Consider the following 25,508-nt stretch of genomic DNA (forward strand, 5'->3'; position numbering starts at 1 on the left):
CGTATTATGGAAAAGTTAATTGACGCTCATAAATATGACCGCGAGAGCAAATTAGCGGTGAGAGAATCTGCTTTCTCGTGGAAGAATATCAAATCAAAACTGGGTAAGGTGTACGCCTTCTTCTATGGTAACCCACCTGCAATCATTGGCGGTTTATTACTGTCTATCGTCTTAGCGGGTGCCATCTTTGCTCCTGCATTGGCAACACACGATCCAGAGCGCCGCGTTGCTCGCCCCCACGTGGCACCGAACGCAGAGCATGTACTTGGTTCTACTCGTAGTGGTCGTGATGTCTACAGCCAAGTGCTTTACGGAGCACGCAAATCACTGACAGTGGCACTGACTGCTGGTGTGATCGCGATGAGTATTGCTGTGCTGGTGGGTGTATCGTCTGGCTACTTTGGTGGCAAGATTGATGAACGCTTGAACTTCTTAACTAACGTATTTTTGGTATTCCCGCAGTTACCATTACTGATTGTACTCGCAGCATTCTTAGGGCAGGTGGGGTCCCTCGTTATTACGGTGTTGCTCGGTATCACCTCCTGGCCGTGGGGCGCGAGGGTGATACGTTCTCAAACAATGGCAATCCGTAACAAAGAGTTCATTATTTCTTCTGAAGTAATGGGTGAATCAAAAATTCGCATTATCCTGGTAGAGATTCTGCCAAACCTTATCTCAATCGTATTTGGTGGCTTCCTTGGTACCGTTATCTACGCAATGGGTGCAGAAGCTGGTCTTGGTATTCTTGGTCTAGGTGATGCAACGGAAGTGAGCTGGGGCTCAATGCTTTACTGGGCACAAACGTCGTCTTCACTCTACACCGGAGCATGGTGGGAAATGATGGTTCCAGCTATGGCACTGGCGATTACTGGTGGTGCATTGGCACTGATTAACATGTCGATTGACCAAGTGAGTAACCCGAAACTTCGTACTGGCCCACACATCAAGCTGTGGCACAAACTGAAAAAAGAAGCAGATAAAAAGAGAGGCCTACGATGAGCGCTTTACTTGAAATCAATAACCTTTGTGTCGATTACGTATCGCCAAACGGTGTCGCTCGTGCCGTAAACAATGTGAGTTTGACCATCAATGAAGGTGAAACGTTAGGCATTGCGGGTGAATCAGGTTGTGGCAAAAGTACGCTTGCGTTTGCTATCTCTCGCTTGCACAAAGCGCCAGCGCTTATCTCAGAAGGTGAGATCCTGTACAAGGGTGAAGATGTACTAAAAATGAACGACCGTAAGCTGCGCCAGTTCCGTTGGAACGACGTGTCAGTGGTATTTCAAAGTGCAATGAACTCATTAAACCCGGTGATTACCATTGGTGAGCAACTGACTGACGTTATCTTGGCACATAAGAAAATCCCGTATAAACAAGCTCACGAAAAGGCGGTGGAACTGCTGTCTATCGTTGGTATTCACGGTGACCGAATGGGGAGCTTCCCACACCAATTGAGTGGTGGTATGCGTCAGCGTGTGGTCATTGCGGTAGCGTTAGCGCTTGAGCCAAAGCTGATCATCATGGATGAGCCAACAACGGCGCTGGACGTTGTAGTTGAGCGTGAAATCCTTAACGAACTGTATGACTTAAAGACCAAATTTGGCTTCTCGATTCTGTTCATCAGTCACGATTTGAGCCTAATGGGTGAGATTGCAGACCGTATTGGTGTTATGTACGCCGGTAACTTGATTGAACTAGGTGAGGCTCAGCAAGTATTTGGTGCTCCGGTGCATCCATACACTAAAGGTTTGGTGGCGTCTTTCCCGACGATTCATGGTCCTAAAGAAAGACTGTTTGGTATTCCAGGCAACCCAGTGAACCTGCTTGATATCCCAACAGGTTGTAATTTCCAAGCTCGCTGTCACGAGTGTATTGAGAAGTGTCAGAAAGTAGAACCTGCGCTTTCAACGCTAGCGAACGGCCGTCAAGTCTCTTGTCATTTGGTTTAAGGAATTAATGATGCAAAGTAACGAAGTCATCCTATCGGTGAAAAACCTGGTTAAAGATTTCCCTCTAGGTCAATCGGTTAAATCAAACCTAATGCGAGCGGTAAACGATGTGTCGTTTGAACTTCGTAAGGGTGAAGCGCTGGCGATTGTAGGTGAATCAGGCTCTGGTAAAAGTACGGGTGCGCGAATCTTGACTCAAATCTATGACAAGACCGCAGGTGATATCCACTTCAAAGGCGTGCCAATCGATGAGTACATCGAAAACAATGGCCAGTTGGAATACGCACGTCAGGTGCAGATGATTTTCCAAGACCCGTTTGGCTCACTAAACCCAGTGCACACAATTTATCACCACATCGCACGTCCGTTGATGATTCACAACCGTGCAGACAAGAAAGCCATCCCACAATTGGTGTATGACTTGCTTGAGCTGGTGGGTTTGACACCGGTAAAAGAAACCGCAGAGAAGTTCCCTCACGAGCTAAGTGGTGGTCAAAGACAGCGTGTAGCGATTGCGCGTGCTATTGCCGTTGATCCAGAAGTGATCTTGGCGGATGAGCCGATTTCAATGCTCGATGTGTCGGTACGTCTGGGTATCTTGAACCTGATGGCGGATCTAAAAGATAAGCATGGTATCTCGTTCATGTATATCACTCACGATATCGCGACAGCACGTTACTTTGCTGAGAAAACAGCGGTGATGTATGTCGGCCATATGGTGGAGTGGGGCGAGAGCGACAGCGTGACTCAGAATCCTCAGCACCCATATTCGAAACTGCTACTGTCAGCGGTACCAGAAGTGGGCAATGCAGGTCGTCGCGATCTAGCCGTGAAGAAAGGTGAGATCCCACTTTGGAAACCATCGAGCGTAGGTTGTCCATTTGCGACACGTTGCCCGAACGCAACTGAGATTTGCACCAAAGAGATGCCTGAAACGACACAGATCTCCGAGCAACACTTTGTTCGTTGCCACAACATGTAACTTAAAGAATCCCAAAAATTTTGCGCCTTGAAGAAAGCGCTTACAAAAATCAGAAGTGACCAATATGACGGAACAATTACAAGCTAATCAAGCGTTTGAAGTACACGGAAAATTTATCACTATCAACGACGAACGTTTTTATCAGATTTCTAACGTCGATCAGATGGCACCGTTTTTTATCAGTGTCGTCTCTGCCAGCAACCATTGGCTATTTATCTCTTCAACGGGAAGCCTATCCGCAGGTCGTACTCGCCCTGAAAACGCGTTATTCCCATATCGTTCAGTCGATCATATTCATGAGAATGCTGACAACACAGGCTCAAAAGCGGTACTGCGTGTTAAAAAAGGTGAGGGCAAACCTGCGCTTTGGGAACCGTTTAACCCGCACCACGACGGTTTATATGACGTGCAGCGTAATCTTTATAAAAACGCGGTCGGCGATAAAATCATCTTTGAAGAGCTAAACCATACGTTGGGGCTGGGCTATCAATACAGTTGGTCTACGTCAGACAAGTTTGGTTTCGTTCGTGAAACGCATGTGACTAACTTAGGTGAGAGCGCGGTTGAGTTTGACATCATTGATGGTATTCAAAACTTGCTACCTTCCGGTGCACCACTGCAAGCTTTGCAAACGCGCAGCGCACTGGTCGACGCGTACAAATGGAACGAGCGCATCGAAGATTTGCCAATGGCGACTTACAGCATGTACGCCAAGCTGAGTGACCGTGCTGAGCCTGCAGAATCACTGCGTGCAACAACGGTATTCGGTATCGCGCCTAATGCTCAGCAAGTGACGCTGAGTGCCAAAGATGTGGCGAATTTCCGTAAAGGATTGCCGCTGAATGCTGAATCCCTAACCCGTGGTGAGCGTGGTGCTTTCCTTATCACTCAGTCGCTATCGCTTTCTGCTGGTGACAGTGAATCTTGGACTATCATCGCGGATATTGATAAGTCACACGCTGACGTTGCTGTGTTGAAAAACCAGCTTGTCCTAGACGATGAAATCGCAGCAACTGTTGAAAAAGATGTGAAAGCCAATCGTGATGAACTCAAGTTACTGATGGCCGGTGCGGATGCATGGCAGCTGACGTCATCAGAAGAGACCGCGGTACACCACTACGCTAACGTGTTGTTTAACAACATGCGTGGTGGCGTATTTGTTGATGGCTATAAGCTTGACAGCAACGATGTACTAGCAACGTTCACTCGTATCAACAAGAAGGTGGTAGAGAAGCACTCAGCACTGCTGCGTACGCTGCCAGAGAACCTATCTCACCCGCAATTGGTGTCTATGGCGAAAGATACCGGTGATCAGCAGTTACTGCGCATGGCTTACGAGTATTTACCACTTACATTCGGTCGTCGCCATGGTGATCCAAGCCGTCCTTGGAACCATTTTGAAATCAAAGTACGTGATGAAGAAGGTCAGCGTTTGCTTGCGTACCAGGGTAACTGGCGCGATATTTTCCAAAACTGGGAAGCGATGGCACTCAGCTATCCAAACTTCATCGGCTCGTTTGTGGCGAAGTTTGTTAACGCATCGACCATTGATGGTTACAACCCTTACCGCATTACAAAAGAGGGTGTCGATTGGGAACTGTTAGACCTAGATGATCCATGGAGCAACATTGGCTACTGGGGTGACCACCAGATCATCTACTTGCTTAAATTCCTTGAATTGGCGGATAAGTACCAAAGCAACGACCTTATCGAATGGCTAAGTGAAGAGACATACAGCTACGCTAACGTTCCTTATGAGATCTCTGGCGTCGAGCAGTTGTTTGCTAACCCGAAAGACACCGTTACGTTCAACGAGCAAAAGCAGGCGACAACGGAAGAACTGACGGAAACCATCGGCAGTGATGGTCGCTTAGTGATGAGTGGCAATGGTGAAGTTTACCAAGTTAACCTGCTAGAGAAACTGTTGGTGCCGCTACTTTCTAAGCTGAGTAACTTCGTGATCGACGGTGGTATTTGGCTCAATACGCAACGCCCAGAGTGGAATGATGCGAACAACGCGATTGTTGGTAATGGCTTGTCTATGGTGACGCTGTACTACATGCGCCGCTACGTTACCTTCATGCAAAAACTCATTTGCCGTGCGCCAATTAACGTTGCGCTATCAAGTGAAGTCGCAACTTGGCTGGCCAAAACCAGTGAAGTACTGTCAGAAGCAGCGGCGTCATTGCGTGTTGAGAAGATCACGCCTCAGTCACGTAAAGCGTTACTGACTAAGCTTGCAAAAGTGGCAGAAGAATACCGTGTGGGTGTGTACGCCAATGGTTTCTCAGGTAAGTCAACGGTTGAGATGACGGAAGTGGAAGAGCTACTTCGCGTGTCCAAGACGCTACTTGACCATACGATCCACAGTAACAAGCGTGAAGACGGCTTGTATAACGCATACAACATTCTTGATTTGCAAGGTGATGGTGCCAATGTTGAGTACTTGTACCCGATGCTTGAAGGTCAAGTTGCTATTCTAAGTGCGGGCATCTTAGATGCGACACAAGCGGTTGATTTGCTCACTAAGCTATTCGATAGCGAGATGTTCCGTGAAGATCAACTGAGCTTTATGCTCTATCCTGACCGTGACTTAACGGCTTTCTTAAAGAAGAACCACATTACTAAGAACCTCGTGGACAATAGCGCGCTGCTTCAAGCGATGCTAGAGAACGGTGACAAGCGTATTGTGAACCAAGATATTGAAAACCGAGTTCACTTCAACGCTGATTTCGAAAATGCCGGTGTACTGGAAGCACGCATCGAACAAGTTGCGGCAGACTATCCGCGTTTTGGACGCCAGGATTGGGAGAAAGTCGCTGATATCTACGAACAGACCTTCAATCACAAAGCGTTTACGGGACGTTCTGGCACCATGTTTGGCTACGAGGGCTTGGGCTGTATTTACTGGCACATGGTTTCAAAGCTATTGCTAGCGGTTCAAGAGAACTATCAGCAAGCATGGGTAGAGCTGGGTAATACAGAGAAAACGAAGCAATTGGCTGAGTTCTACTACCGAGTCCGTGAAGGTATTGGTTTCAATAAAACGCCTCTAGTCTATGGTGCGTTCCCAACTGACCCATACTCACACACACCAAAACAAGCCGGTGCACAGCAACCAGGTATGACAGGTCAGGTGAAAGAAGAAGTGATCACACGCTTCGGTGAGCTAGGTATTGCAATCACGGATGGTGAGATTCAAATCACTCCGAACTTGCTTGATAAGTCTGAGTTCTTAACTGAGGCAGTTACGTTTGACTACTTCGACCTTAATGGTCAGGAGCATCAAATTGATGTAGAAGTAGGTAGTCTTGCATTCACATTGTGTCAGGTACCATTTGTGTACACATTGAGTGAAGAGCAAAACGAAGTGTCTCTTACCGTGGAGTTAGTCAATGGTCCTAAGATTGAAAAAGTGTCGAATATGATTCCTGAGAATCTAAGCAAACACATTTTTGATCGCAGTGGTCAGGTGAAAGCGGTATACGTGACGATTCCAGCGGAAAAACTGGTTATCTAGAAACAAAGCGTAAAGAAAAAGGCAGGACATTGAATTGTCCTGCCTTTTTTTATGAATGAATGGGAGAAAAACGTGTTAAGACTTGAGCTAGCGGTGCTATTTATTAATGACTAAGTGTATTAGCTACTCAATGTCTTAACTGAACCACGGCTGATAATACTCGGTTCAATGGGTTCGATAGGCTGCGATGCGGTACTCTTACCTTTAACAATGGCCATGACTTTCTTGGCAGCGGCGGTGGCCATTTTTTGAATAGGAAAGTCAACGGTGGTGAGACCTGGTGTCATATGTTGACCAAAAGGTACGTTATCGAAACCAATAATTGAAATATCTTCACCAACTTTGATACCGCGCTCTAAGCAAAGTGTGTATGCCGTCATTGCGATGTTGTCGTTCATACAGAAAATGGCGGTGAGTGGAATGTCACGATCCAAAAGACGACGAATCGCATCGTGATTGCATTGATTGTCGAATCGACCTTCAACGACACCATTCGGATTATAAGCAACACCATAGTGACTAAGCGCATTGCGATAGCCTTGAAGACGATCGCGACTGTCCACTTTACTCAACTGACCGCTGATACAACCGATTTGTGTGTGACCCTTTTTAATTAGATACTCAGTGGCAAGAAAGCCGCCTTTTTCGTTATCTAACCAAATACAGCGATCGGCCATTTCTGGAATGTAGCGGTTAATCAGTACTGTCGCTTCATTTTGACGAGAAATCTCAAGCAGCTCACTATCGGAAAGGGTATCGACAGTGAGTACCAACCCGTCAACTTTCTTTGAACGTAGAAAGCGAATTGACTCATGTTCTTCGTCATACTCTTCATGACCGCTGGTGATGATCAGATGGTAATTTTCTGAACGAACCACTTTCTCAACTTCATGCATCATTGGGCCATAGAAAGGGCCGTCTAAAGTCCCCACGAGCATACCAATACTGCATGAGCGATTTGATGCAAGCGCTTGCGCAAAGGTATTAGGCTGATAGCCCAGTTCTTCCATTGCAGCAAACACTTTTTGTTTGTTGGCTTCTTTTACAGAAGAGTGGCCATTGAGTGTCCTCGACACCGTCGCTTGGGATACTTGGGCAAGTTCCGCGACTTCTTTTATCGTAATCAATTTTCGATCCTATCATTCAATCTTATTGAAATTATTAGAAATTTATTCAATAACCCCTTTTAACTATACTACAAATAGACAGGTCATTGGTAATTCGAGCGTGGAACGCATAATCCACGACGGCATTCTGTGATCTGGCTTGCGATTTGTAGGCTTGAAAGCATCATATCGAATTGCTTTCTCACGTTTAGTGATAGACGCCACATTAGTAGAAGTAAGCGCTTTCTTTCTGGTGATGGGCTTCATGTTTTGTTCATTCGTTGAATTGGATGCTGTGTACATAGTGTTTACCTGCCATTAATATGGTTATCAAGCAATGAGGAACCAGCGCTTCAATCGTCACTGTTCCTCATAATATTTCACCTATTTTGAAAGCGCTTTCTATTCAATGAGAGTGGCTGACAAACCAATGGCACATGAAAGTGTCGTCATATCGGGTAATTGAAAGAGTATTGCGTAGGATAGAGCTGATCAAACGAAAATAGTGTTAGCGCATTAAAGTAAGCGCTTACATGTAAATGACGCTATAAAAAATGATTATTTTCGGCTAATAGCTGGGGGTATCTTGCGACCAAAATTTTGATTAGTAATAGATAAAGCAACAATGAATTATTTTCTTCCTTTATTAAAGGGAGGGGTGAAAACTAGAAGTAGTGTGAATTCAGGTGGGGTCTGATTTCATTCTCTTTCTAAATATTAGTGCCAATTAAATAAAAGCAGTGGTTGCCAATTTATTTTTTTAGCACTTAAAAAACGGAAAACAATTTATAATAAATCAGGAGCTGATAATGAAATTATCACAAATCTCGCTTGCCTGCCTAATGGCTGGTCTAAGTGTTGCTAGTTCAAACGTGATCGCCGCTGAAAATACACAAGGTTTCGAATTCCATGGTTATTTCCGTGCAGGTGCATTGTATAGTAAGAACGATGATTTTAAACGTTCAAAATTCCCTGCGACAAAAGAAAAATTAGGTCGTCTAGGTATCGAATCAGACAACCACTTTGAGCTTGCTCTACAAAAGAACTTTGATACTGCAGACGGTCAAGCTATTCGTATTAAGACTCGTGCTGGCGCAGACAACGCACAATCCGCAGGTAAAAACCAATTAGGTACCAACGCGGATGCAGCGAACGGCAGCATTGGCTTGATTGAGACATTCGTTGAATTTGATGGTGTGACTGAAACGGGCACAATGTGGGGTGGTAAACGTTTCTATGGTAAAGACAACTACATCTTTATGACAGACTTTTTCTATACCGATATGTCTGGTACTGGTGTCGGTGTAGAAGGTATTGAACTTGGTGGCAATAAGTGGGATTTTGCTTATATCGCAAGTGACAATGCAGAGGGTGGTTACTGGGGACTCGATGATAATAATCCAATGCATTCTGCTCATGTTGGTGTTAATTTTGGTTCATTCGAAGTTCACGCTATGGGTAAATACCTTCCTGACAACTTCGTTGATGACGTAGAATACGCAGATACAGGTATGGAAATTACCGGTATCTATCATTCTGATACAGTATTTGGTTTGTCTGAAAAGGGCTTTACGAAATATATTGCTCAAGCAGGTAAAGGCTTAGGCTCTGGTCAGCTATTAGGTGGTACGATTACTACCTATAATGCATGGAAGCCTGGTTACGGCGGTGCTATGGGGCCTGCAAATATGAAGAAAGTAGACTCTGGTGACGTATCGACTCGTGCGCTAATTTGGGGCGGTTACTTCTTCGAAAACGGCGTAAGTATTTTCCACTCAATTCAAGGTCAATATAACGACCTAGAAAAACGTGGTAAAGATTCATGGGCATCGGCGATGGTACGTCCAACATTCCCGATTTCTAAGAACTGGTCAATTGCTACAGAAGCGGGTTACCAATATGGCGACTACTCTGACGCGAATGGTAATGGTGGCAGTGGCTACGACTACAAACTAACTGTCGCACCAACAGTAACAGTAGGTACAGGCTTTGGCCCTGCTCCAGAAATTCGCTTCCTAGCGACCTACCTGGATGGTTCAAACCGCGACAAGGCAGACCTACTAGTCGGTATCCAAGCGGATATGTGGTGGTAATGTAAGCCACTGTCTATAGAGGGGACGGATATGTATATCACGGGGAGAGAGCATATCCGTATTTTTCACAATATTCATGATTTATATTGTGTTTATGCTAAAGATAAAGGGTTTTGGTTCTCGCTTTATCAACGCTAATTTCGTCTTGCCACTCTATTCTAGAGTGGCTTTTTTTGTTTGAGCTCTAACTTTCCGACAATATATCGTGAAAGCGGTTACTTTTTGGTTAAGATAGTTTATTTCATAACGTAGCCATAAGCAGTAAGGAGTGTTGCCATGTTACGTCAAACCATTCTCGCGATAGCACTCGCGACGACATTTGGTTGTGCAAAACAAGATCAAATCGTACCAAGCGGTGATGATGTGCTCGGGTATGAGCAGCTTGCTTCGGCTCAGGGGTGCTGCCAATCACTGGCAAATCTCAATTATCAACATGTCACAGAGCCTGGTTCGTTGGACGTTTTGCTTACCCCTCAGTCTGCAAAAGTGGCACTAAAGACTGGGCGCAGTTTTGCTCAAGGAATAAAATTGCCTAACGCGCTGGGCAACATCGATCTCACTGTATACTCAGTGATCGACAAACAAGTCTTAGTGCCTACCGTGCTTATATTAGACAGTAACTATCAAGTCATTGATGTGATTGACGATAAAGTCATTCAGCATCGCGAAAGTTCGCTATTGTACAAATCGGGTTTTATTGGTGAGTATTCGGTTCCAAACCGCTATCCTGATGGGAGCGCGCCAAGCTATTTGGTAATCGTCACCACTGATAAGGCTATGGCAACAAGTTCAGAGCCAATGCCACCGAGTGAGTTTGCTCTGCAATCAGGACAAGTGTCGGCGAGTGATCCCTTTTATTCCACCAACGAGATACCTCACGCCGCGATCGGTCTTGTCACACTCGAGCTAGATTATCAGCCGACCGGGCCACGCCTGGAAACAGAAGCTCAGCAGCAAGAGCGTCAGCAAGTCGCGGAGAAGTATGTTGAAGTAGAGCCAGGGGACGCACTTACAGCGGAAAAAGAACAAGCATTTAATGCCGCGATTGAGCGTGCCGTCGAGAAAGGACAATTTGAGAAGGCATTAAGGCTATCTAAAGAAGCAGAAGCGCTGGGTTCGCAAAGTGCGGAGAAGGCTTTTGTAGACGCAATGAAGAAGTACTAGACGTAAGTGACAGAGTAGAACATACGCTACTCTGTCATTGCCTTACTTGCTGGTAAGGGTAGGGCAAGGTGTGTTGCTATATAAGGCATAAACAATCGTTTCAGAGCCCGCAGCTTTATAGAGGCAAACATTCGCGCCACCTTGTCCAGTTGCTACTCCGGCAGGCTCTAGTTGCGCGGCATTTGCTGAGAGGGAAAAGCCCAATGCTAGCGTCGCAATAAGTAGTGCTCTCATAACTCAATCCTGTAGTGAAAGATTCAACGACTCAATTAATGTGATTTAAATCACACTTGTCGTACTAAGACTAGCGGTTATCGGCTATTTATCAAGCCTGTGGCGCAAGGCTATTTCCCTTTGTATCGGCATTTAAAACACCCGTTGTCATCTCTTTTGGTGATGCATTTCAAGTTAAATTTTCGCTCTGTCAATCTGTTAGATAAGATTTTGTAGGGTGACTGTGTGACCCTTGTTCAAAATGTGTTCTAGCTATCAAAATTAGGATTTGCGGCGACAAAATAGCCACCTTCTTCTGCAAACTCAGAAAGTTGGGTATAAACTCTAAGGCTATTATATTCAACACGGTGCACTCAAAGCGTTAATGTATGCTTGATCTGATTTTATCGACTCAACATGAATCCAGCGAAGAACTACTTGGTCTATCCGAGGTATTCGATGCGGTCGATGCCTACATTTTTATTAAAGATGTAGACGGTCACTATCAGTACGTGAATAGAAAAGTGCTCGATACCTTTGGTGTAACCCTTGAGGGTATAAAAGGTAAAACGGATTGGCATTTGTTTAGTTTTCGTACCGCTAAAATGATGCGTTTGAATGACAAGCAAGTGGTTGAGAGGCGAAAGCCTAGCCAGCAAAAGATTCCTTTTTCGATTGATGATAGCGAGCTTTACCATCTCACCGTGTCATCGCCTATCGTAAAGAACAATCAAGTATTAGGTGTTATCGGTTTTGCTGTTGATGTGTCAAAAGATATGGCCGAGAGACAAGTGCTGCTAGAGGAAGCAAACACCGATGGCCTAACGGGTTGTTTCAATCGCCGTTACCTGCACTTGGCGTTAGAAGAAGAGAAAACCAAATATCGAGATCTCGGTGTATCAAGCTCTTTGCTGATTATTGATGTCGACCGATTCAAGCCGATTAATGACAAGTATGGCCACTCTATTGGTGATCGCGTCTTAGTAGATGTGGTGACAGTGATCGATCAATGCACGCGTTCGGAAGACAAGCTGTGCCGTTACGGCGGCGATGAGTTTGTACTGTTGCTGCCAGGCAGTGACGTCCATCAAGCGTATACGCTGGCAACTCGATTATCCCGTAAGATTGATGCGCTGGAATTTGAGAGCAGCAGCGGTATTCGATTTAAGGTCTCCTGTTCAATTGGTGTGGCCACACATACCTCTGATGACAGCAACATTATCGAGCGAGCTGACAAGGCACTCTACAAATCGAAAAAAGGTAACTCAGGTCGAGTACACATGTACTGCCCAGAAACACACAGGATCCAACAAAGTAGTCAATGTGGCGATTAATTCATCGCTTGGTCTCATCACCGCAAAGGTTTAACCCAATATTGAAATAACTCCTCCTTCGAACCCTTGAAAACCCCGTCAAATACAGCTATTTATAATTATATACTTAAGAAAATAAGCAAAAATTACGCTAGCGAAGAAAGGACGCCTTAGACGCCCTTTCTTCATTTCGGGGGAAAGGATGACGTTAATTAAACACGCGGTAATAAAACACGCAGTAGTCGCGATGGGAGTAGGGCTGTTTTCATCGGCGGTACTGGCAGCTAACGTGGTTGAGACCACTTCATTGACCGGATTCGGTAGCGCTAAGTATCCAGAAAATTTCAAACACTTCGATTATGTTAATCCCGATGCACCAAAGTACGGTAAAGTCACGTTTGGGCAGATGGGTACCTTCGACAACTTCAATCGCTATGCATCTCGCGGTCAACCCGCTGCTGCGACTGGCGAGCTATATGATCCATTGATGCTTCCTTCCGGGGATGAGGTCGATTCTTACTATCCGCTTATCGCAGAAAAGATACGTTATTCCGATGATTACTCCTGGTTAGAAATTGATATTAACCCTAAAGCGCGCTTTAGTGATGGCGTCCCAATTACCGCTAGGGATGTTGAGTTTACCTTTAACAAATTTATGGCAGAAGGTGTACCTCAATACAGGGCCTATTACAAAGACGTAAAAAGCGTTAAGGCGATAGACAAGCTGACCGCTAGAATTGAAATGACAGTACCCAATAAAGAGAAACTGTTCGGTCTTGCTCAAGGTACCCAAGTTCTTCCAGAACACTACTGGAAAGATAAGAACTTTTCTGAACCTCTTAATGAGCCCCCAGTTGGCAGCGGTGCGTACCAAATCGTGGACTATAAAATGGGTCAGACATTGACTTATCAGCTTAACGACGACTACTGGGCTAAAGAGCTTCCGGTTAACGTAGGCCGCAACAACTTCAAAATCATTCAATACGACTACTACCGTGACGATACGGTGATGCTAGAAGCGTTCAAAGCGGGTGAGTTTGATTTTAGGCAAGAGTCGAGCGCTAAGTTTTGGGCGAGCTCTTACACGGGCAGTAATTTTGACCGTGGCTATATCAAGAAAGAAGAGATCGAACACCATAAGCCTATGAGTACTCAAGGGTTTGTGTTTAACACGGAGCGACCAGTATTTAGCGACTCGAAAGTCCGTGAGGCGTTAAGCTATGCCATGGATTTTGAGTGGATGAATCGCAACATGTTCTATGATCAGTACACGCGAACGCGTAGCTACTTCCAAAACACGGATTACGAGGCGAAAGGGCTACCTTCGTCAGAAGAGCTAGAAGTACTGAATAAGTTTAAAGATAAAATTCCAGCGCGAGTGTTTACTGACGAATACAATCCTCCTGTGACGGATGGATCTGGCCGGATTCGTCCACAAATGCGTAAAGCGTTTGCCCTACTTAAAGAAGCGGGTTGGGAGCTTAAAAATAAGGTCATGACCAATGTTAAAACGGGTGAACCTCTGAGTTTTGAGCTTCTTATCTACAGTCCGACCACAGAGCGTATCGCGATACCTGTTCAAAAGAACATGCGAGCTATGGGTATCGATATGCGCATCCGCACCGTTGACACCACTCAATACCTCAAACGCTGGCGAGACCGTGATTATGACATGGTGTCTTCTAGCTACTCAGCACATCGCTATCCAAGTTCAAACCTAAAAATTGTTTGGAATTCGAATTTTATCGACTCCACCTATAACCAAGCGGGCGTAAAAGATCCCGTTATTGACGCGCTCACCGATATGATTGCAGACAGCCAAGACGACCCGGAAAGATTAAAGGTTCTCGGACGGTCATTAGATCGAGTGCTGCAATGGAATTACTACATCATTCCTCAGTGGCACATCAAAAAGTACCGTGTCGCGACTTGGGATAAGTTTGAGCGTCCGGATGTTCTGCCTACTTATGATTTAGGTGTGGATACTTGGTGGATTTCAGAGCAGAAGGCACAAAAGCTTCCTGAAAAACGTCGATAAGAGGATTGCATGGCGGCCTATATTTTCCGACGCTTGTTGTTGGTGATACCAACACTGTGGGCGATTATAACCATTAACTTCTTCATCATTCAGATTGCCCTGGTGGGCCTGTCGAACAAGCCTTGGCTCAGATGCAAGGCTTGGACTCTGGCATCATGGAACGATTCAGCGGTGGTGGTACCGAAGTAGAGCTTGATGCAGGGCAGGGGGATGTCGCTACAGGCTACAAGGGCTCTCGTGGTCTTGATCCTGAAGTCGTGGAAGCGATTAAGGTTCAGTTTGGTTTCGATAAACCGCTTCACGAACGCTACTTCGATATGCTGAAAAACTACGCCATGTTTAACTTTGGCGATAGCTTGTTTCGTGGCGGCAATGTGATTGACTTGATCAAAGAGCGGTTACCCGTTTCGATATCGCTTGGTCTGTGGAGCACGCTTATTATCTACTTGATCTCCATACCTCTTGGGATCTTAAAAGCGATTCATCATGGTTCTCGTTTTGATATCTGGTCGAGTGCCGTGGTGATTGTCGGTTACGCCATCCCCGGCTTTTTGTTTGCCATCATTCTTATTATCTTTTTTGCGAGCGGTAACTATTTCAGTTGGTTCCCGCTGCGAGGGTTGGTATCAAGTAACTTCGACCAGTTAACCTGGTATCAGCAGATTATTGATTACTTCTGGCATTTAACGCTACCCATCCTTGCAATGGTGATTGGTGGTTTTGCCACGCTTAGTATGCTGACTAAAAACTCATTCTTAGATGAAATTAACAAGCAATATGTGGTGACGGCGCGTGCGAAAGGTCTGGATGAAAGCAGCATCCTCTATAAGCATGTGTTCCGTAATGCCATGTTGATTATCATTGCCGGCTTCCCAGGGGCATTCATTAGCATCTTCTTTACTGGTTCAATGTTGATTGAGGTGATGTTCTCGCTAGAGGGCATTGGTTTACTGGGTTTTGAGTCCACGATTCAACGTGATTATCCAGTGGTGTTTAGCTCCTTGTACATCATGACGTTATTGGGTCTGATTTTGAGCATTATTTCTGACTTAACTTATACGTGGGTAGATCCTCGTATCGATTTCGAGGCGCGATAAATGGCAATGAACCCTCTTACAAAAGCGCGCTGGCAGCGATTTAAAGCCAATAAACGTGGCTACTGGTCTACATGGATCTTCATGTTGCTGTTTGTCCTCAGCCTATTTGCTGAGTTTATTGCCAATGATAAACCGCTCTTGGTGGAGTATGACAATCAGTGGTATTACCCGATTTTTGAACAATACGCCGAAACCGAATTTGGTGGTGAATTTGAAACCGAAGCGGATTATACCGACCCGTATGTCATTGAGCTGATCGAGGAGAAGGGGTATCTGATTTGGCCACTTATCCGCTTTAGCTATGACACCATTAACTACGATATCGTTGCCTCAGTGCCGTCTGCACCCGATAACGTGAACTGGTTGGGTACCGACGACAAAGGGCGCGATGTATTGGCGCGAGTGATTTACGGTTTCCGTATTTCGGTACTGTTTGGCTTTATTCTAACCATTGTTTCCAGCGTGATTGGCGTTGGCGTTGGTGCTACTCAAGGCTACTACGGTGGTTGGGTTGACCTATTTGGCCAGCGATTTATTGAAGTGTGGTCGGGTATGCCGACGCTGTTCTTACTTATTATCTTATCTAGTTTTGTGGAGCCCAACTTTTGGTGGCTACTCGGGATCATGGTGCTGTTTAGTTGGATGAGCTTAGTTGGCGTGGTACGTGCAGAGTTTTTACGCTGTCGAAATTTCGACTATGTTAAGGCGGCTCATGCTATGGGGGTCGACGATAAGCGCATTATGCTGCGGCATATGTTGCCTAATGCTATGGTGCTTCATTAACTATGATGCCCTTCATTCTGTCTGGCTCGGTAACCACACTGACCTCACTCGACTTTTTAGGATTTGGTTTACCTGCGGGCTCTCCGTCACTAGGTGAACTTTTAGCGCAAGGTAAAGCCAACTTGCAAGCGCCTTGGCTTGGTTTATCTGCGTTTGCTGTGTTATCGCTGATGCTGACTTTGCTGGTTTTTGCTGGTGAAGCGGTACGCGATGCATTCGACCCACATCAACAAGGCTAAGGAGAGCGCTATGACGAAAGACGATCCAAGACATGTGCTCTCAATCGACAGTTTGTCCGTCGGCTTTGGCAGAGGCAAAAACGTTGAACAAGTGACCTTCGACGTCTCACTGGATATCCGAAAAGGCGAGACGTTGGCATTGGTAGGTGAAAGTGGTTCTGGTAAGTCAGTCACCGCTAATTCCATACTTAAACTTTTGCCAAAGGGCTCGAGCCACTACTTAAATGGTCATATTAGGTTCGATGACATAGATATGTTGAACTGCTCTGAGCGACAGCTTCGAGGTATTCGTGGTGGTCGGATTGGGATGATCTTCCAAGAGCCGATGGTGTCGCTCAATCCGCTTCATAAAGTGGGTAGGCAGTTGGTAGAAACCCTGTCTATTCATCGAGGTATGCGCACCAATAAAGCGGAACAACACGCGATTACCTGGCTTAAGAAAGTGGGTATTCGCAACCCAGAGCAGAAAATTACTGCGTATCCGCATGAGCTGTCCGGTGGAGAACGTCAGCGTGTGATGATTGCTATGGCGCTGATTAATGAACCGGAGCTGTTAATCGCGGATGAGCCAACCACGGCGCTTGATGTGTCGGTTCAGGCACAAATTCTTGACTTGCTTAAAGAGCTTCAAGAAGAGATGGGTATGGCGATGCTATTCATCACCCATGATTTAAGTATCGTAAGGCGTATTGCTGATCGCGTAGCGTGATGCAGCAAGGCAGATTAGTAGAAGTCGGCGAATGTCAGCAGGTGTTCAATGAGCTTCTCATCCTTATACTCAGAAGCTTATCGATTCAGATCCTCGTGGTTTACCGGTTGAAGTCAGCTCAAGCGCAAAACCATTGCTCTCAGTAGAAGATCTCAAGGTATGGTTCCCAATTAAGGGAGGACTGTTTAAGCGGGTTCTTGATCACGTGAAAGCAGTGACCAACATGAACTTTGAATTAAGGCAGGGGCATTCAATTGGTCTGGTGGGAGAGAGTGGTTCGGGTAAATCGACGACTGGAATGGCTATACTCAAGTTGGTTCAAAGTGAAGGGCTGATTGAGTTTGACGGGCAAGATATTCAAACCTTAGACAGGAAAGGAATGCTGCCTTATCGAAGTCGAATGCAAGTGGTGTTTCAAGACCCGTTTTCTGCACTTAACCCACGAATGTCAGTAGCACAAGTCATTGGTGAAGGCCTTCGTGTACACTTTGAGCATGATGAACAAACTTTGGATTCAATGATTTGCGATGTGATGCGTGAAGTCGATTTAGACCCAGAAACCCGTCATCGTTATCCAAATGAGTTCTCCGGTGGTCAGCGCCAACGTATTGCAATCGCAAGGGCGCTGATTTTAAAACCTGAGTTTATTCTGCTCGATGAACCTACCTCTTCACTGGATCGCACGGTTCAGGCTCAGGTGCTGGATTTGCTCAAAGCGCTTCAGGTAAAGCACGGGCTTACTTATCTGTTTATTAGTCATGACCTGAATGTAGTTAAGTCGCTATGTCATTACACGATAGTGATGAAAGACGGTCAGATTGTTGAACAAGGCAATACTCAGCAACTGTTTGCTAGTCCAGAACAAGAATACACTAAGACACTCGTCTCTCTTTCTGCATTTTAGCCGCGCCAGCGCGGCTAGTTCACTAATTGGGCATGGTTTTGGATTTGCAATAGAAAGCGCTTTCTTTTTGGTGACGACCCACTAGTTTTCGCAAACGGGATTTTTAACGCTGTGTACAAGATGCCTGAATTGTAGTGAACTAAGTAGTACGGGCTGCAAGCGCTAAATGGGCAGCAAAAATACATAAAACTCATCGATATTGGCGTCAAAAACAACGCTTGTGTTTTCACTTTAAAAGTAAGCGCTTTCATTTTGAGCGTTCAGTTAGATGAGTGTGTAGAGTCATCAGTTTTAATCGGTTTAGGCATACTCGTATTCAAGGAGTAGTGATGCGAATGGAAAAGCGAACAGCAAATTTAAGCCCAACGCTATTGGGGTCAGTGATATCAGTTGCGTTACTGTCTGGTTGTGCAAACACAGATAAAGAACAAGAAGCAGACACCACTTTGGTTCAGACTAAAGCGCCCGTGATGCTAACTAATGCACCGGTCGAGGTGAGTGGTGATTGGCAGTTGGTTTGGGAAGATCAGTTTGAAGGTGACAGCATCAGCAAACGCAACTGGAGCTTGGAGCAAAACTGCTGGGGTGGGGTAATAATGAGCAGCAGTGCTACACCAACCGAAGTAAAAACGCGTTTGTGCAAGATGGTCTGCTGCACATCGTCGCGCACAAAGAGCGCTACACGGGGCCTGACAATCCAGAGGGTAAAGCTGGACCTGAAAAAACCTTACCTTACACCTCAGCGAGGCTTCGCACCAAAGATAAACGCGACCAAAAATACGGTCGTTTTGAAATCCGTGCCAAACTGCCTACAGGTCAAGGTACATGGCCGGCAATCTGGATGCTTCCGACAGAAAACAAATACGGCACGTGGGCAGCATCTGGTGAAATTGACATCATGGAGGCCGTGAACCTCAAGACTCAATCAGATGCCCCAAATGCTAAACCTGGCGATCAGGAAAACCGTATTTATGGCAGCTTGCACTATGGTAAGAAGTGGCCAGACAATGTGTACAGTGGTCAAGGCGCAACCTTACCAGAGGGCGTGAACCCGGCTGACGGATTCCACACCTACGCAATTGAATGGGAAGAAGGCGAAATCCGCTGGTACGTAGACAACTTACATTATGCCACGCAGACCCAAGATGGTTGGTATAGCCAGTATGAAAAAGAAAAAGGCCTATTGGTCAATGCAAAAGGTGCAGCCCCGTTTGATGAGAAGTTTCATCTACTGTTAAACCTTGCCATTGGCGGCTCATGGTCTGCAAATGCGAACCAACAGGGTGTTGATGATAGTGATTATCCGAAAACCATGCTGGTGGATTATGTCAAAGTATACCGATGTGGCGTCGACCGCTGGAAAGGCAAGGGTTGCTCTAGTCGCTCTGAACTTGCGAAGCTTGTAGAAGGTCATGCTGCGCCAGCCATTTTGGCAGCAGACGATAGCTACGCCGACGGCCCAACGCTGGATGTTTTCACGGACACGTTAAATGCAGCACTGGCGTTTGCAAGTTACGACCCGGTTAACCTAGTGGAACATGCGGTTGTTGAAGAAGCCGGACGTGGCTCGGTACTCGAAATCACCAAGCAAAACGGTGCGGGTAACCTTTACTTCCGCTCTCCAGTGACTGACATGACAGATTGGAAGAAAAACGGCACCTTAATTTTTGATATCAAAGTAGAGCAGGGCTCTGATACTGAGCTACTTATCAAGATGGACAGTGGCTGGCCAAATACGAGTGACTATGTCGTACCAACGCCGGCAGAAGGCGAATGGGGACAAGTGAAGATAGCCATCGCTGATATCTTAGACAGTGATAACAGCTTTGCTCCTGGCTCACAGGCGGATCCTAAAGCGGTGAATAATCTTTTAGTCTTTGAACCGCAAGGTGCAATGACGTTTAAGCTGGACAATATTCGATTCGAAAGATAGCTGATAGAAGTATTTTAGCTGAATCAAAGGAGCATATTTGTATGCTCCTTTTTTGGTTTTAGAAATGCAGTTTAAATCCAGTAATCCCCTTAAAAAGGAGAACTTCTGCAGCGTGCTCCCTATCTAAACGCAAAACACATATCGTTAATTTGCAGATGACTACGCGTTAGAAGAGAGCCTCGATTTACTTCTCATAAAAGTAAGCGCTTTCTTTGTGGTGATGGTTTTCTTGTTTACGGAAACAACTTTTTTTAACCGCTATACACTCAGAAAATGTTGATTAATACTAGTTATACAAGCTTTCGCCAATAGTGAGTTCGCCAAAGTTGGTGAAATTAAAAGAGGCTTTATCGGTGTTTTCTTTGTTTCCAAAAGAAAGCGCTTACCTAGATAGTGCTATCTTTTTGAGCTGTTCAATGATGGTGCCACGCGCCTTAAACAATAAGAAATTCCAATACGCAAGGAAGTTACAATGATCAAAAGCAGTTTGAAACCTCTTGTCCTCGCCACTGCTGCAGCGATGCTCGCGGCTTGTGGTTCAGACTCTACAGATACGACAACGGATGGTGGTAACCAGGGTGGAGATAACGGTGGCGGTAGCGAAATTACCGTTTCTGTCACGCCCGATTATCAAATGGATGTGAAATCCCAAGCGCCAATCGACTTTGGTAATGCGTTCACAGAAACGAACGCGATTAACCCAGACCCAACGTCTATGTCTGTCACAGGCTCAGTACTTAAAACGACGAAAGTGGCTGGGGCAGAAACTTGGCTGGTAGTACGATTGCAGACAGCACTAGCCTGGATCTGAGCGCTGAAAGAAGCATTGTCACTGCATGGGTTTATTCACCAGAGGTCGATGTACCAGTTCTACTTAAAGTTGAAAATTCTAACGATGGTACTCAGTTTGCCGAAGTGCTAGTGACAACGACTAAGGCGAATGAATGGGAGATGCTTACTTTTGACTTTACCGACTTGAATCAAGGTGAGTTGAGCGAGGCTATTACCTACGACAAGAAGAGTCTGTTTTTCGACTTTGGAAACGTGGGCAGCGACAAAGTGTTTTATTGGGACAATGTTCGCCTTGAAGGGGATGGCCTAGCAGAGCAACCGATGCCAGAGAGCTACCCGGTATCTGATACGGGTCAGCCGCTTTTGGGTAACCCTCAGTATCAAGCCATCTCTTATGGCGCATGGCGTAGCGATACCCGTGCCTCTGGTGACCTTGTTCCTTCAGTCTCTGATCATGTAGAAGACATGAAAATCCTTAATGCTATGGGTATTAAAGTGGTTCGCACCTACAACACGCAAGGATTTATTGGCACTGATGGCAAGAGCAATACAGAGAACTTGCTAGAAGCGATTCGCCAGCTTAAAGATGAAGCGGCCGCGGATGGTAATAGTTTTGAAATGTATGTCATGCTTGGCGTTTGGATAGATGCAAACAACGCGTGGACGGGTGAGCCTATCGACTCATCTGTGGACTCGCCAAATAATGCGTTAGAACTTGCCAAAGCAAAAGAGTTAGCATTGGCTTACCCAGATATCGTCAAAGTAATTGCGGTGGGTAATGAAGCATGGTTGATTGGGCTGCCTCGTATAAGGTTCATCCTTCAATCATCTTAAATCACGTCAACGACCTACAAAACTGGAAGCTGGAAAACAGTGATACTGAAGACCTTTGGATCACCACCTCCGATAACTGGGCAGTCTGGGCGGGTATTGATGCCAATGGTAACTACGGTGACCAAGCGGATCTGAAAGCACTGATACAGGCCGTGGACTATGTATCTTTGCACACTTATGCCCACCACGATACGCATTATCATCCAGAGTTTAAGGAAGACTGGAAGGTGGCTGAAGCGGATCAAACACTGACTAAAGAACAACAAATCGCCATTTCTATGCAGAAAGCGTACAAGCATTCACTTGAACAATATGCTGCGGCGCAGCAGTTCGTGAATAGTGTGGATCCAACAAAACCAATTCATATCGGTGAGACAGGTTGGTCTACCAACTCAAACGACGGCTACGGCGAGGGTGGCACACAAGCCGCTGATGAGTACAAACAGAAGATGTTCCATGACGACATGCGTGATTTCGCTAACAACGAAGGCGTATCGCTGTTCTTCTTCCAAGCGTTTGACGAGCCATGGAAAGGTGGTGACAACCCTGGTCACTCAGAGAAGAACTTTGGCCTTATCGATATCGACTGCAACGTTAAGTATGTCGCTTGGGACAAAGTCGACACACTCAATGCGCTAGGTCTGACTCGTGACTGTAATGGCTTTACTGCCAGTTACGGCGGGATCTATGCGTCGCTTCTTGATGATGTTCTACCGCCACCATTTGCTCCCGTTGAACAGCCGCCAGTAGAAGGAGAATTCAAAGTTCTTGGTGCGGGTCTATTCAGCGGTGCTGGAGCCTATGCTTGGGAAGACACTGCTTGGGCTGGCGTAGACGAGGAAGGCGTGTTAACGGTCGCAACTTCACCGAACTCTGCGAAAGATTGGGGCTGGGGAGCGCACATTGGTGACGACAGTCGCCGTGATTTTACCTCGGTGAAAACGCTTAAGTTTGAAATTCGTGGCTCTACGGACGGTGGTAAGGCACTTGCTGAATTTGGATTTGGCGTTGGTTTCCAATCGGATAAGGGGGAGCAATGGTCAACCAATCACACGATTCGCTTTAACGAAGGCGAGCGCCAGCTCACAACCGAGTGGCAATCGTTTGAAGTTGATATCAGTGAGTTCTCAAGCGATCCAAACTTAAACCAAGTCACTCAGCCGTTTATTGTACACGGTACCACCAAAGTAGGCCTGACTGATGCAGATATTCAGGTTCGTAATATCTCTTGGTTTGAATAATTGCCTAGTATGAGTGCCGCTTATTAGGAGCGGTCACATAAGTCCTACTTCAATGAACAGTAGAACTTAACTACCGATAGGTGATGGCAGTCATGCCATCACCACTTTCAATAATCTCTACGCACAATTCTGCTTCGATCATCGTGTCGCAAGTGGTTTTTGTGCTGCCTGAAATGCAGGAGAAATGAAATGGTTAACAAAAGGCTTTACAGCTTGGTTTGATGTTTGGCGTTTTAGTTGCCGGCGTTATCGCCCCTAAAGCGCATGCTGGATGGGAGGTTCATTGGATTGATACCTTTGAAGGGGAAGGTGTCAATTGGGACAACTGGACGGCGCAAACACAAGCAAACTATAACAACGAAGTGCAGTGTTACACCGACGATGATGTTAGCGAGTTGCGTAACTATGATGTATCCGAAGGCACTTTGAAAATCATCGCGAGAAAGCAAACCACCCAATGTATGACGTTGGGTGGGCAAACCAAAACGTGGACATCGGGTCGTCTTAATAGCAAAGACAAACGGGAGTTTTTGTACGGCCGGATTGAAGCTCGTATTCGTTTTCACGATTTAGAAGGCGGCACATGGCCAGCTTTTTGGATGCTAGAAAATAGAATCGCGGAGCAGCCGATAAAAGGTGACAACGACAATGTTGGCTGGCCAAACTCTGGTGCGAGCGAAATTGATGTTTGGGAGTGGTTTTCTAATCAGCCGCAAAGTTATATCACCAATTTCTTCAATACTGCAGGGTGCGGTGCTGAATATCGTCACCCATACACGAATGGTGCTCAAGATGTCTTGGATTGGCATCGATACGCCATTGAATGGGATAGCGACTCCATTGCTTTTTTCATCGATGATCACGAAGTCATTCGTCACGATGTGAGCCAGTGTCCACGCTACAAAGAACCAATGTTCGTTCTACTTAATGTCGCCATGGGAGGCATGTTAGGTGGGCAAATCGATCCTAACTTGCAACGTGCCACCATGGAAGTGGACTACATCGCCCATTGTCAGCTAGCAGACACCAGCGACGATGATCGCTGTGATGAATCTACGCCCCGCATCGACCCCAATATTGAGACTCCAGAGTTACCAACAGCACCAGCTACTGCGGAAAACAACGGTGGCTCTGCTTCGATGTTGACGTTCTTCGCTTTGTTAACCCTAGCCTCAATTAAAAAACACAAGTCGAGAGCACGAAGGTAAGTCGGTTGCTGCTAGCAATCACTCAAAGATCGCCGCCAATAGGTCAAATGCTGAATGCATTTGGCCGTAATCTCTTTTTGCTATCGGAAATTCAGGTTAAAGCCAAATTCAAACGTCCCTTCTGTCGTTCTTGGCTCTCCCGGACGGACGCGGTGCTGGCCATATCGGTATTTCACGTAAGGCTCTACATATTTGGGTTTAAAGGTCAGGGTAAAGTCGGCATGAAAGATACTCGGCTCCAAATGGGTGTCGGACATGATTCGGTCGTGGTTGAGCGCGTAGCTATAGGTTAGCCAAGTCACTGGGGTGTAGCTGGCGCCTAAGCTAGCTTTCCATTCACGGTGCGTGCTGAAATTTGGACTCAGAATAGGGAAGTCGTCGCTTTGAAAGACATTTTTCCGCCACTCATAGGATGTTGAAGCAAAGACTAAAATATTGTGGCTAAGCATACGACCTGCAAACGCACCAAGATTATAAATGTCGACTAAGTCTGCTCTGCCGTAGGTTGCAAATGCTTGGGAAAAGGACATTCACGTAATCTGGCAGTTTAGCGGCTAAGAACACACTATAGGAAATCAAGTAATCACTGGCCAAACAGATATCCATAAATCAAATTTATACTCGAACACTAGCATGCTGCATTGTTCGGATAGCTTTCAATAACCATAATGTAATGACTAGCCAAGAGGCATACCCTCGCAAGATGCCATGTTTACATTAAGAGAACTCATAAATGAAAGCTTCTATTTTAGCCGTTACTATCTCTTCGCTCCTCTCAGCACAAGTTTTTGCTTCAACACCGAAAGTAGATGTTGAACTAGCAAATTTTCACACGAGCCAAATAATCAAAGAGCAAATGGATGGTATTGATGCTTCCGTCCAAGCTCAGCTAGACGCTCAGTATACAAACGCGACTACAGGTACTATCGGGGTTGTCGATGACGTAGCGTACGAGAAACAATCGAACGGCACTTGGGCTACACTGGGTGCTGTGTCTGCTGCATTAGTGGCTGGTTTGTTGAGTTCATCATCTTCTTCAGGCAGCAACGGGGATAAAGACGTCCCACCAACACTGTCATCAGATCTGCTTGCAATGGACCATTTAGGCACGTGGGAAACTGACAGCAACGATAGCGGTTATGTTGTGACTGTTGCCGGAGAGAACATCTATGTTAGCGCTAAGAATGTTGTAGACAATGGCAACGGCACAGCGACGATTACCGTTGATGACAAAAGAGTTACAGTTGGTGTCAATGGTGACACTATATATTGGGTAGACCAAGTAGAGCATCCTGAAGTTGAAGCTCCAGAGTTTGGCGATGACCGTCCAGAGATGGAAGAGCGTGACTTCACCGTTACAATCATTAACGGTGAAGTCCACATCATTGAC

Annotated in this window: 15 protein-coding genes and 5 pseudogenes; 17 read left to right on the forward strand and 3 right to left on the reverse strand. The window is 45.8% G+C overall.

The window, feature by feature from the left end:
* The first annotated feature begins 6 nt into the window (after nt 1-6).
* The 4 genes from TZ48_RS22560 (at nt 7) to TZ48_RS22575 (ending at nt 6,451) form a co-directional block, all read left to right on the forward strand.
* Nucleotides 7-999 (forward strand): ABC transporter permease, encoded by a 993-nt coding sequence (locus TZ48_RS22560; RefSeq protein ID WP_112480899.1) that lies wholly within the window; start codon nt 7-9, stop codon nt 997-999.
* Nucleotides 996-1,949 (forward strand): ABC transporter ATP-binding protein, encoded by a 954-nt coding sequence (locus TZ48_RS22565; RefSeq protein ID WP_112480901.1) that lies wholly within the window; start codon nt 996-998, stop codon nt 1,947-1,949. Before TZ48_RS22560 ends, TZ48_RS22565 begins: the two co-directional genes overlap by 4 nt.
* Nucleotides 1,950-1,956: 7 nt before the next feature.
* Complete coding sequence (locus TZ48_RS22570; protein ID WP_112480903.1) at nt 1,957-2,931, forward strand: ABC transporter ATP-binding protein; 975 nt, start codon at nt 1,957-1,959, stop codon at nt 2,929-2,931.
* Between the two features lie 64 nt (nt 2,932-2,995).
* Nucleotides 2,996-6,451: a hypothetical protein gene (locus tag TZ48_RS22575; RefSeq protein WP_112480905.1), complete on the forward strand. Its 3,456-nt coding sequence runs from the start codon at nt 2,996-2,998 to the stop codon at nt 6,449-6,451.
* Nucleotides 6,452-6,570: 119 nt separating this feature from the next.
* On the opposite strand, the gene TZ48_RS22580 is transcribed toward TZ48_RS22575, so the two are convergent.
* Nucleotides 6,571-7,578: a LacI family DNA-binding transcriptional regulator gene (locus TZ48_RS22580; protein WP_112480907.1), complete on the reverse strand. Its 1,008-nt coding sequence runs from the start codon at nt 7,576-7,578 to the stop codon at nt 6,571-6,573.
* 788 nt (nt 7,579-8,366) lie between these two features.
* On the opposite strand from TZ48_RS22580, the gene TZ48_RS22590 reads away from it, so the two are divergent.
* Both TZ48_RS22590 and TZ48_RS22595 read left to right on the forward strand, forming a co-directional pair.
* Nucleotides 8,367-9,650: a carbohydrate porin gene (locus TZ48_RS22590; protein WP_112480911.1), complete on the forward strand. Its 1,284-nt coding sequence runs from the start codon at nt 8,367-8,369 to the stop codon at nt 9,648-9,650.
* A 276-nt stretch (nt 9,651-9,926) separates the two neighbouring features.
* The gene (locus TZ48_RS22595; protein ID WP_112480913.1) at nt 9,927-10,814 is read left to right on the forward strand and encodes a MalM family protein; all 888 of its coding nucleotides are present in this window, start codon (nt 9,927-9,929) and stop codon (nt 10,812-10,814) included.
* Between the two features lie 42 nt (nt 10,815-10,856).
* On the opposite strand, the gene TZ48_RS22600 is transcribed toward TZ48_RS22595, so the two are convergent.
* Nucleotides 10,857-11,048: a hypothetical protein gene (locus TZ48_RS22600; protein WP_112480914.1), complete on the reverse strand. Its 192-nt coding sequence runs from the start codon at nt 11,046-11,048 to the stop codon at nt 10,857-10,859.
* 368 nt (nt 11,049-11,416) lie between these two features.
* Between TZ48_RS22600 and TZ48_RS22605 the strand changes: the two genes are divergently transcribed.
* The 10 genes and pseudogenes from TZ48_RS22605 (at nt 11,417) to TZ48_RS22645 (ending at nt 24,118) form a co-directional block, all read left to right on the forward strand.
* The gene (locus TZ48_RS22605; protein WP_112480915.1) at nt 11,417-12,361 is read left to right on the forward strand and encodes a sensor domain-containing diguanylate cyclase; all 945 of its coding nucleotides are present in this window, start codon (nt 11,417-11,419) and stop codon (nt 12,359-12,361) included.
* Nucleotides 12,362-12,587: 226 nt separating this feature from the next.
* Nucleotides 12,588-14,378, forward strand: coding sequence for an extracellular solute-binding protein (locus TZ48_RS22610; protein ID WP_112480923.1), 1,791 nt, complete (start codon nt 12,588-12,590; stop codon nt 14,376-14,378).
* Nucleotides 14,379-14,387: 9 nt separating this feature from the next.
* Nucleotides 14,388-15,475, forward strand: a pseudogene (locus tag TZ48_RS22615) (microcin C ABC transporter permease YejB).
* Nucleotides 15,476-16,497 (forward strand): annotated as a pseudogene (locus TZ48_RS22620) (ABC transporter permease).
* A gap of 10 nt (nt 16,498-16,507) precedes the next feature.
* Nucleotides 16,508-18,110 (forward strand): annotated as a pseudogene (locus TZ48_RS22625) (ABC transporter ATP-binding protein).
* Nucleotides 18,111-18,445: 335 nt separating this feature from the next.
* Nucleotides 18,446-20,043: pseudogene (locus TZ48_RS22630) on the forward strand (glycoside hydrolase family 16 protein).
* A 472-nt stretch (nt 20,044-20,515) separates the two neighbouring features.
* Nucleotides 20,516-20,854: a hypothetical protein gene (locus tag TZ48_RS22635; RefSeq protein ID WP_112480917.1), complete on the forward strand. Its 339-nt coding sequence runs from the start codon at nt 20,516-20,518 to the stop codon at nt 20,852-20,854.
* A complete protein-coding gene (locus TZ48_RS25600) occupies nt 20,812-21,669 on the forward strand; it encodes a glycoside hydrolase family 17 protein (protein WP_239671041.1) in 858 nt (285 codons plus the stop codon). Before TZ48_RS22635 ends, TZ48_RS25600 begins: the two co-directional genes overlap by 43 nt.
* Nucleotides 21,621-22,910 (forward strand): glycoside hydrolase family 17 protein, encoded by a 1,290-nt coding sequence (locus TZ48_RS25605; protein ID WP_239671042.1) that lies wholly within the window; start codon nt 21,621-21,623, stop codon nt 22,908-22,910. The genes TZ48_RS25600 and TZ48_RS25605 overlap by 49 nt, the downstream gene beginning before the upstream one ends.
* 221 nt (nt 22,911-23,131) lie before the next feature.
* A complete protein-coding gene (locus TZ48_RS22645) occupies nt 23,132-24,118 on the forward strand; it encodes a glycoside hydrolase family 16 protein (protein ID WP_112480919.1) in 987 nt (328 codons plus the stop codon).
* A gap of 80 nt (nt 24,119-24,198) precedes the next feature.
* Here TZ48_RS22645 and TZ48_RS22650 read toward each other — a convergent pair whose 3' ends face one another.
* Nucleotides 24,199-24,648: a hypothetical protein gene (locus TZ48_RS22650; protein ID WP_112480921.1), complete on the reverse strand. Its 450-nt coding sequence runs from the start codon at nt 24,646-24,648 to the stop codon at nt 24,199-24,201.
* A 203-nt stretch (nt 24,649-24,851) separates the two neighbouring features.
* On the opposite strand from TZ48_RS22650, the pseudogene TZ48_RS22655 reads away from it, so the two are divergent.
* Nucleotides 24,852-25,508: pseudogene (locus tag TZ48_RS22655) on the forward strand (hypothetical protein); the annotation flags it as partial.

The sequence above is a fragment of the Vibrio variabilis genome (assembly GCF_003263785.1).
GTDB lineage: Bacteria > Pseudomonadota > Gammaproteobacteria > Enterobacterales > Vibrionaceae > Vibrio > Vibrio variabilis.

Excerpts from the sequence above, each read along its gene's own strand:
- TZ48_RS22560 (WP_112480899.1), top strand. The coding sequence starts at position 7 with ATGGAAAAGTTAATTGACGCTCATAAATATGACCGCGAGAGCAAATTA.
- TZ48_RS22565 (WP_112480901.1), top strand. The coding sequence starts at position 996 with ATGAGCGCTTTACTTGAAATCAATAACCTTTGTGTCGATTACGTATCG.
- TZ48_RS22570 (WP_112480903.1), top strand. The coding sequence starts at position 1,957 with ATGATGCAAAGTAACGAAGTCATCCTATCGGTGAAAAACCTGGTTAAA.
- TZ48_RS22575 (WP_112480905.1), top strand. The coding sequence starts at position 2,996 with ATGACGGAACAATTACAAGCTAATCAAGCGTTTGAAGTACACGGAAAA.
- TZ48_RS22590 (WP_112480911.1), top strand. The coding sequence starts at position 8,367 with ATGAAATTATCACAAATCTCGCTTGCCTGCCTAATGGCTGGTCTAAGT.
- TZ48_RS22595 (WP_112480913.1), top strand. The coding sequence starts at position 9,927 with ATGTTACGTCAAACCATTCTCGCGATAGCACTCGCGACGACATTTGGT.
- TZ48_RS22600 (WP_112480914.1), bottom strand. The coding sequence starts at position 11,048 with ATGAGAGCACTACTTATTGCGACGCTAGCATTGGGCTTTTCCCTCTCA.
- TZ48_RS22605 (WP_112480915.1), top strand. The coding sequence starts at position 11,417 with ATGCTTGATCTGATTTTATCGACTCAACATGAATCCAGCGAAGAACTA.
- TZ48_RS22610 (WP_112480923.1), top strand. The coding sequence starts at position 12,588 with ATGGGAGTAGGGCTGTTTTCATCGGCGGTACTGGCAGCTAACGTGGTT.
- TZ48_RS22635 (WP_112480917.1), top strand. The coding sequence starts at position 20,516 with ATGATCAAAAGCAGTTTGAAACCTCTTGTCCTCGCCACTGCTGCAGCG.
- TZ48_RS25605 (WP_239671042.1), top strand. The coding sequence starts at position 21,621 with ATGGTTGATTGGGCTGCCTCGTATAAGGTTCATCCTTCAATCATCTTA.
- TZ48_RS22645 (WP_112480919.1), top strand. The coding sequence starts at position 23,132 with ATGTTTGGCGTTTTAGTTGCCGGCGTTATCGCCCCTAAAGCGCATGCT.
- TZ48_RS22650 (WP_112480921.1), bottom strand. The coding sequence starts at position 24,648 with ATGTCCTTTTCCCAAGCATTTGCAACCTACGGCAGAGCAGACTTAGTC.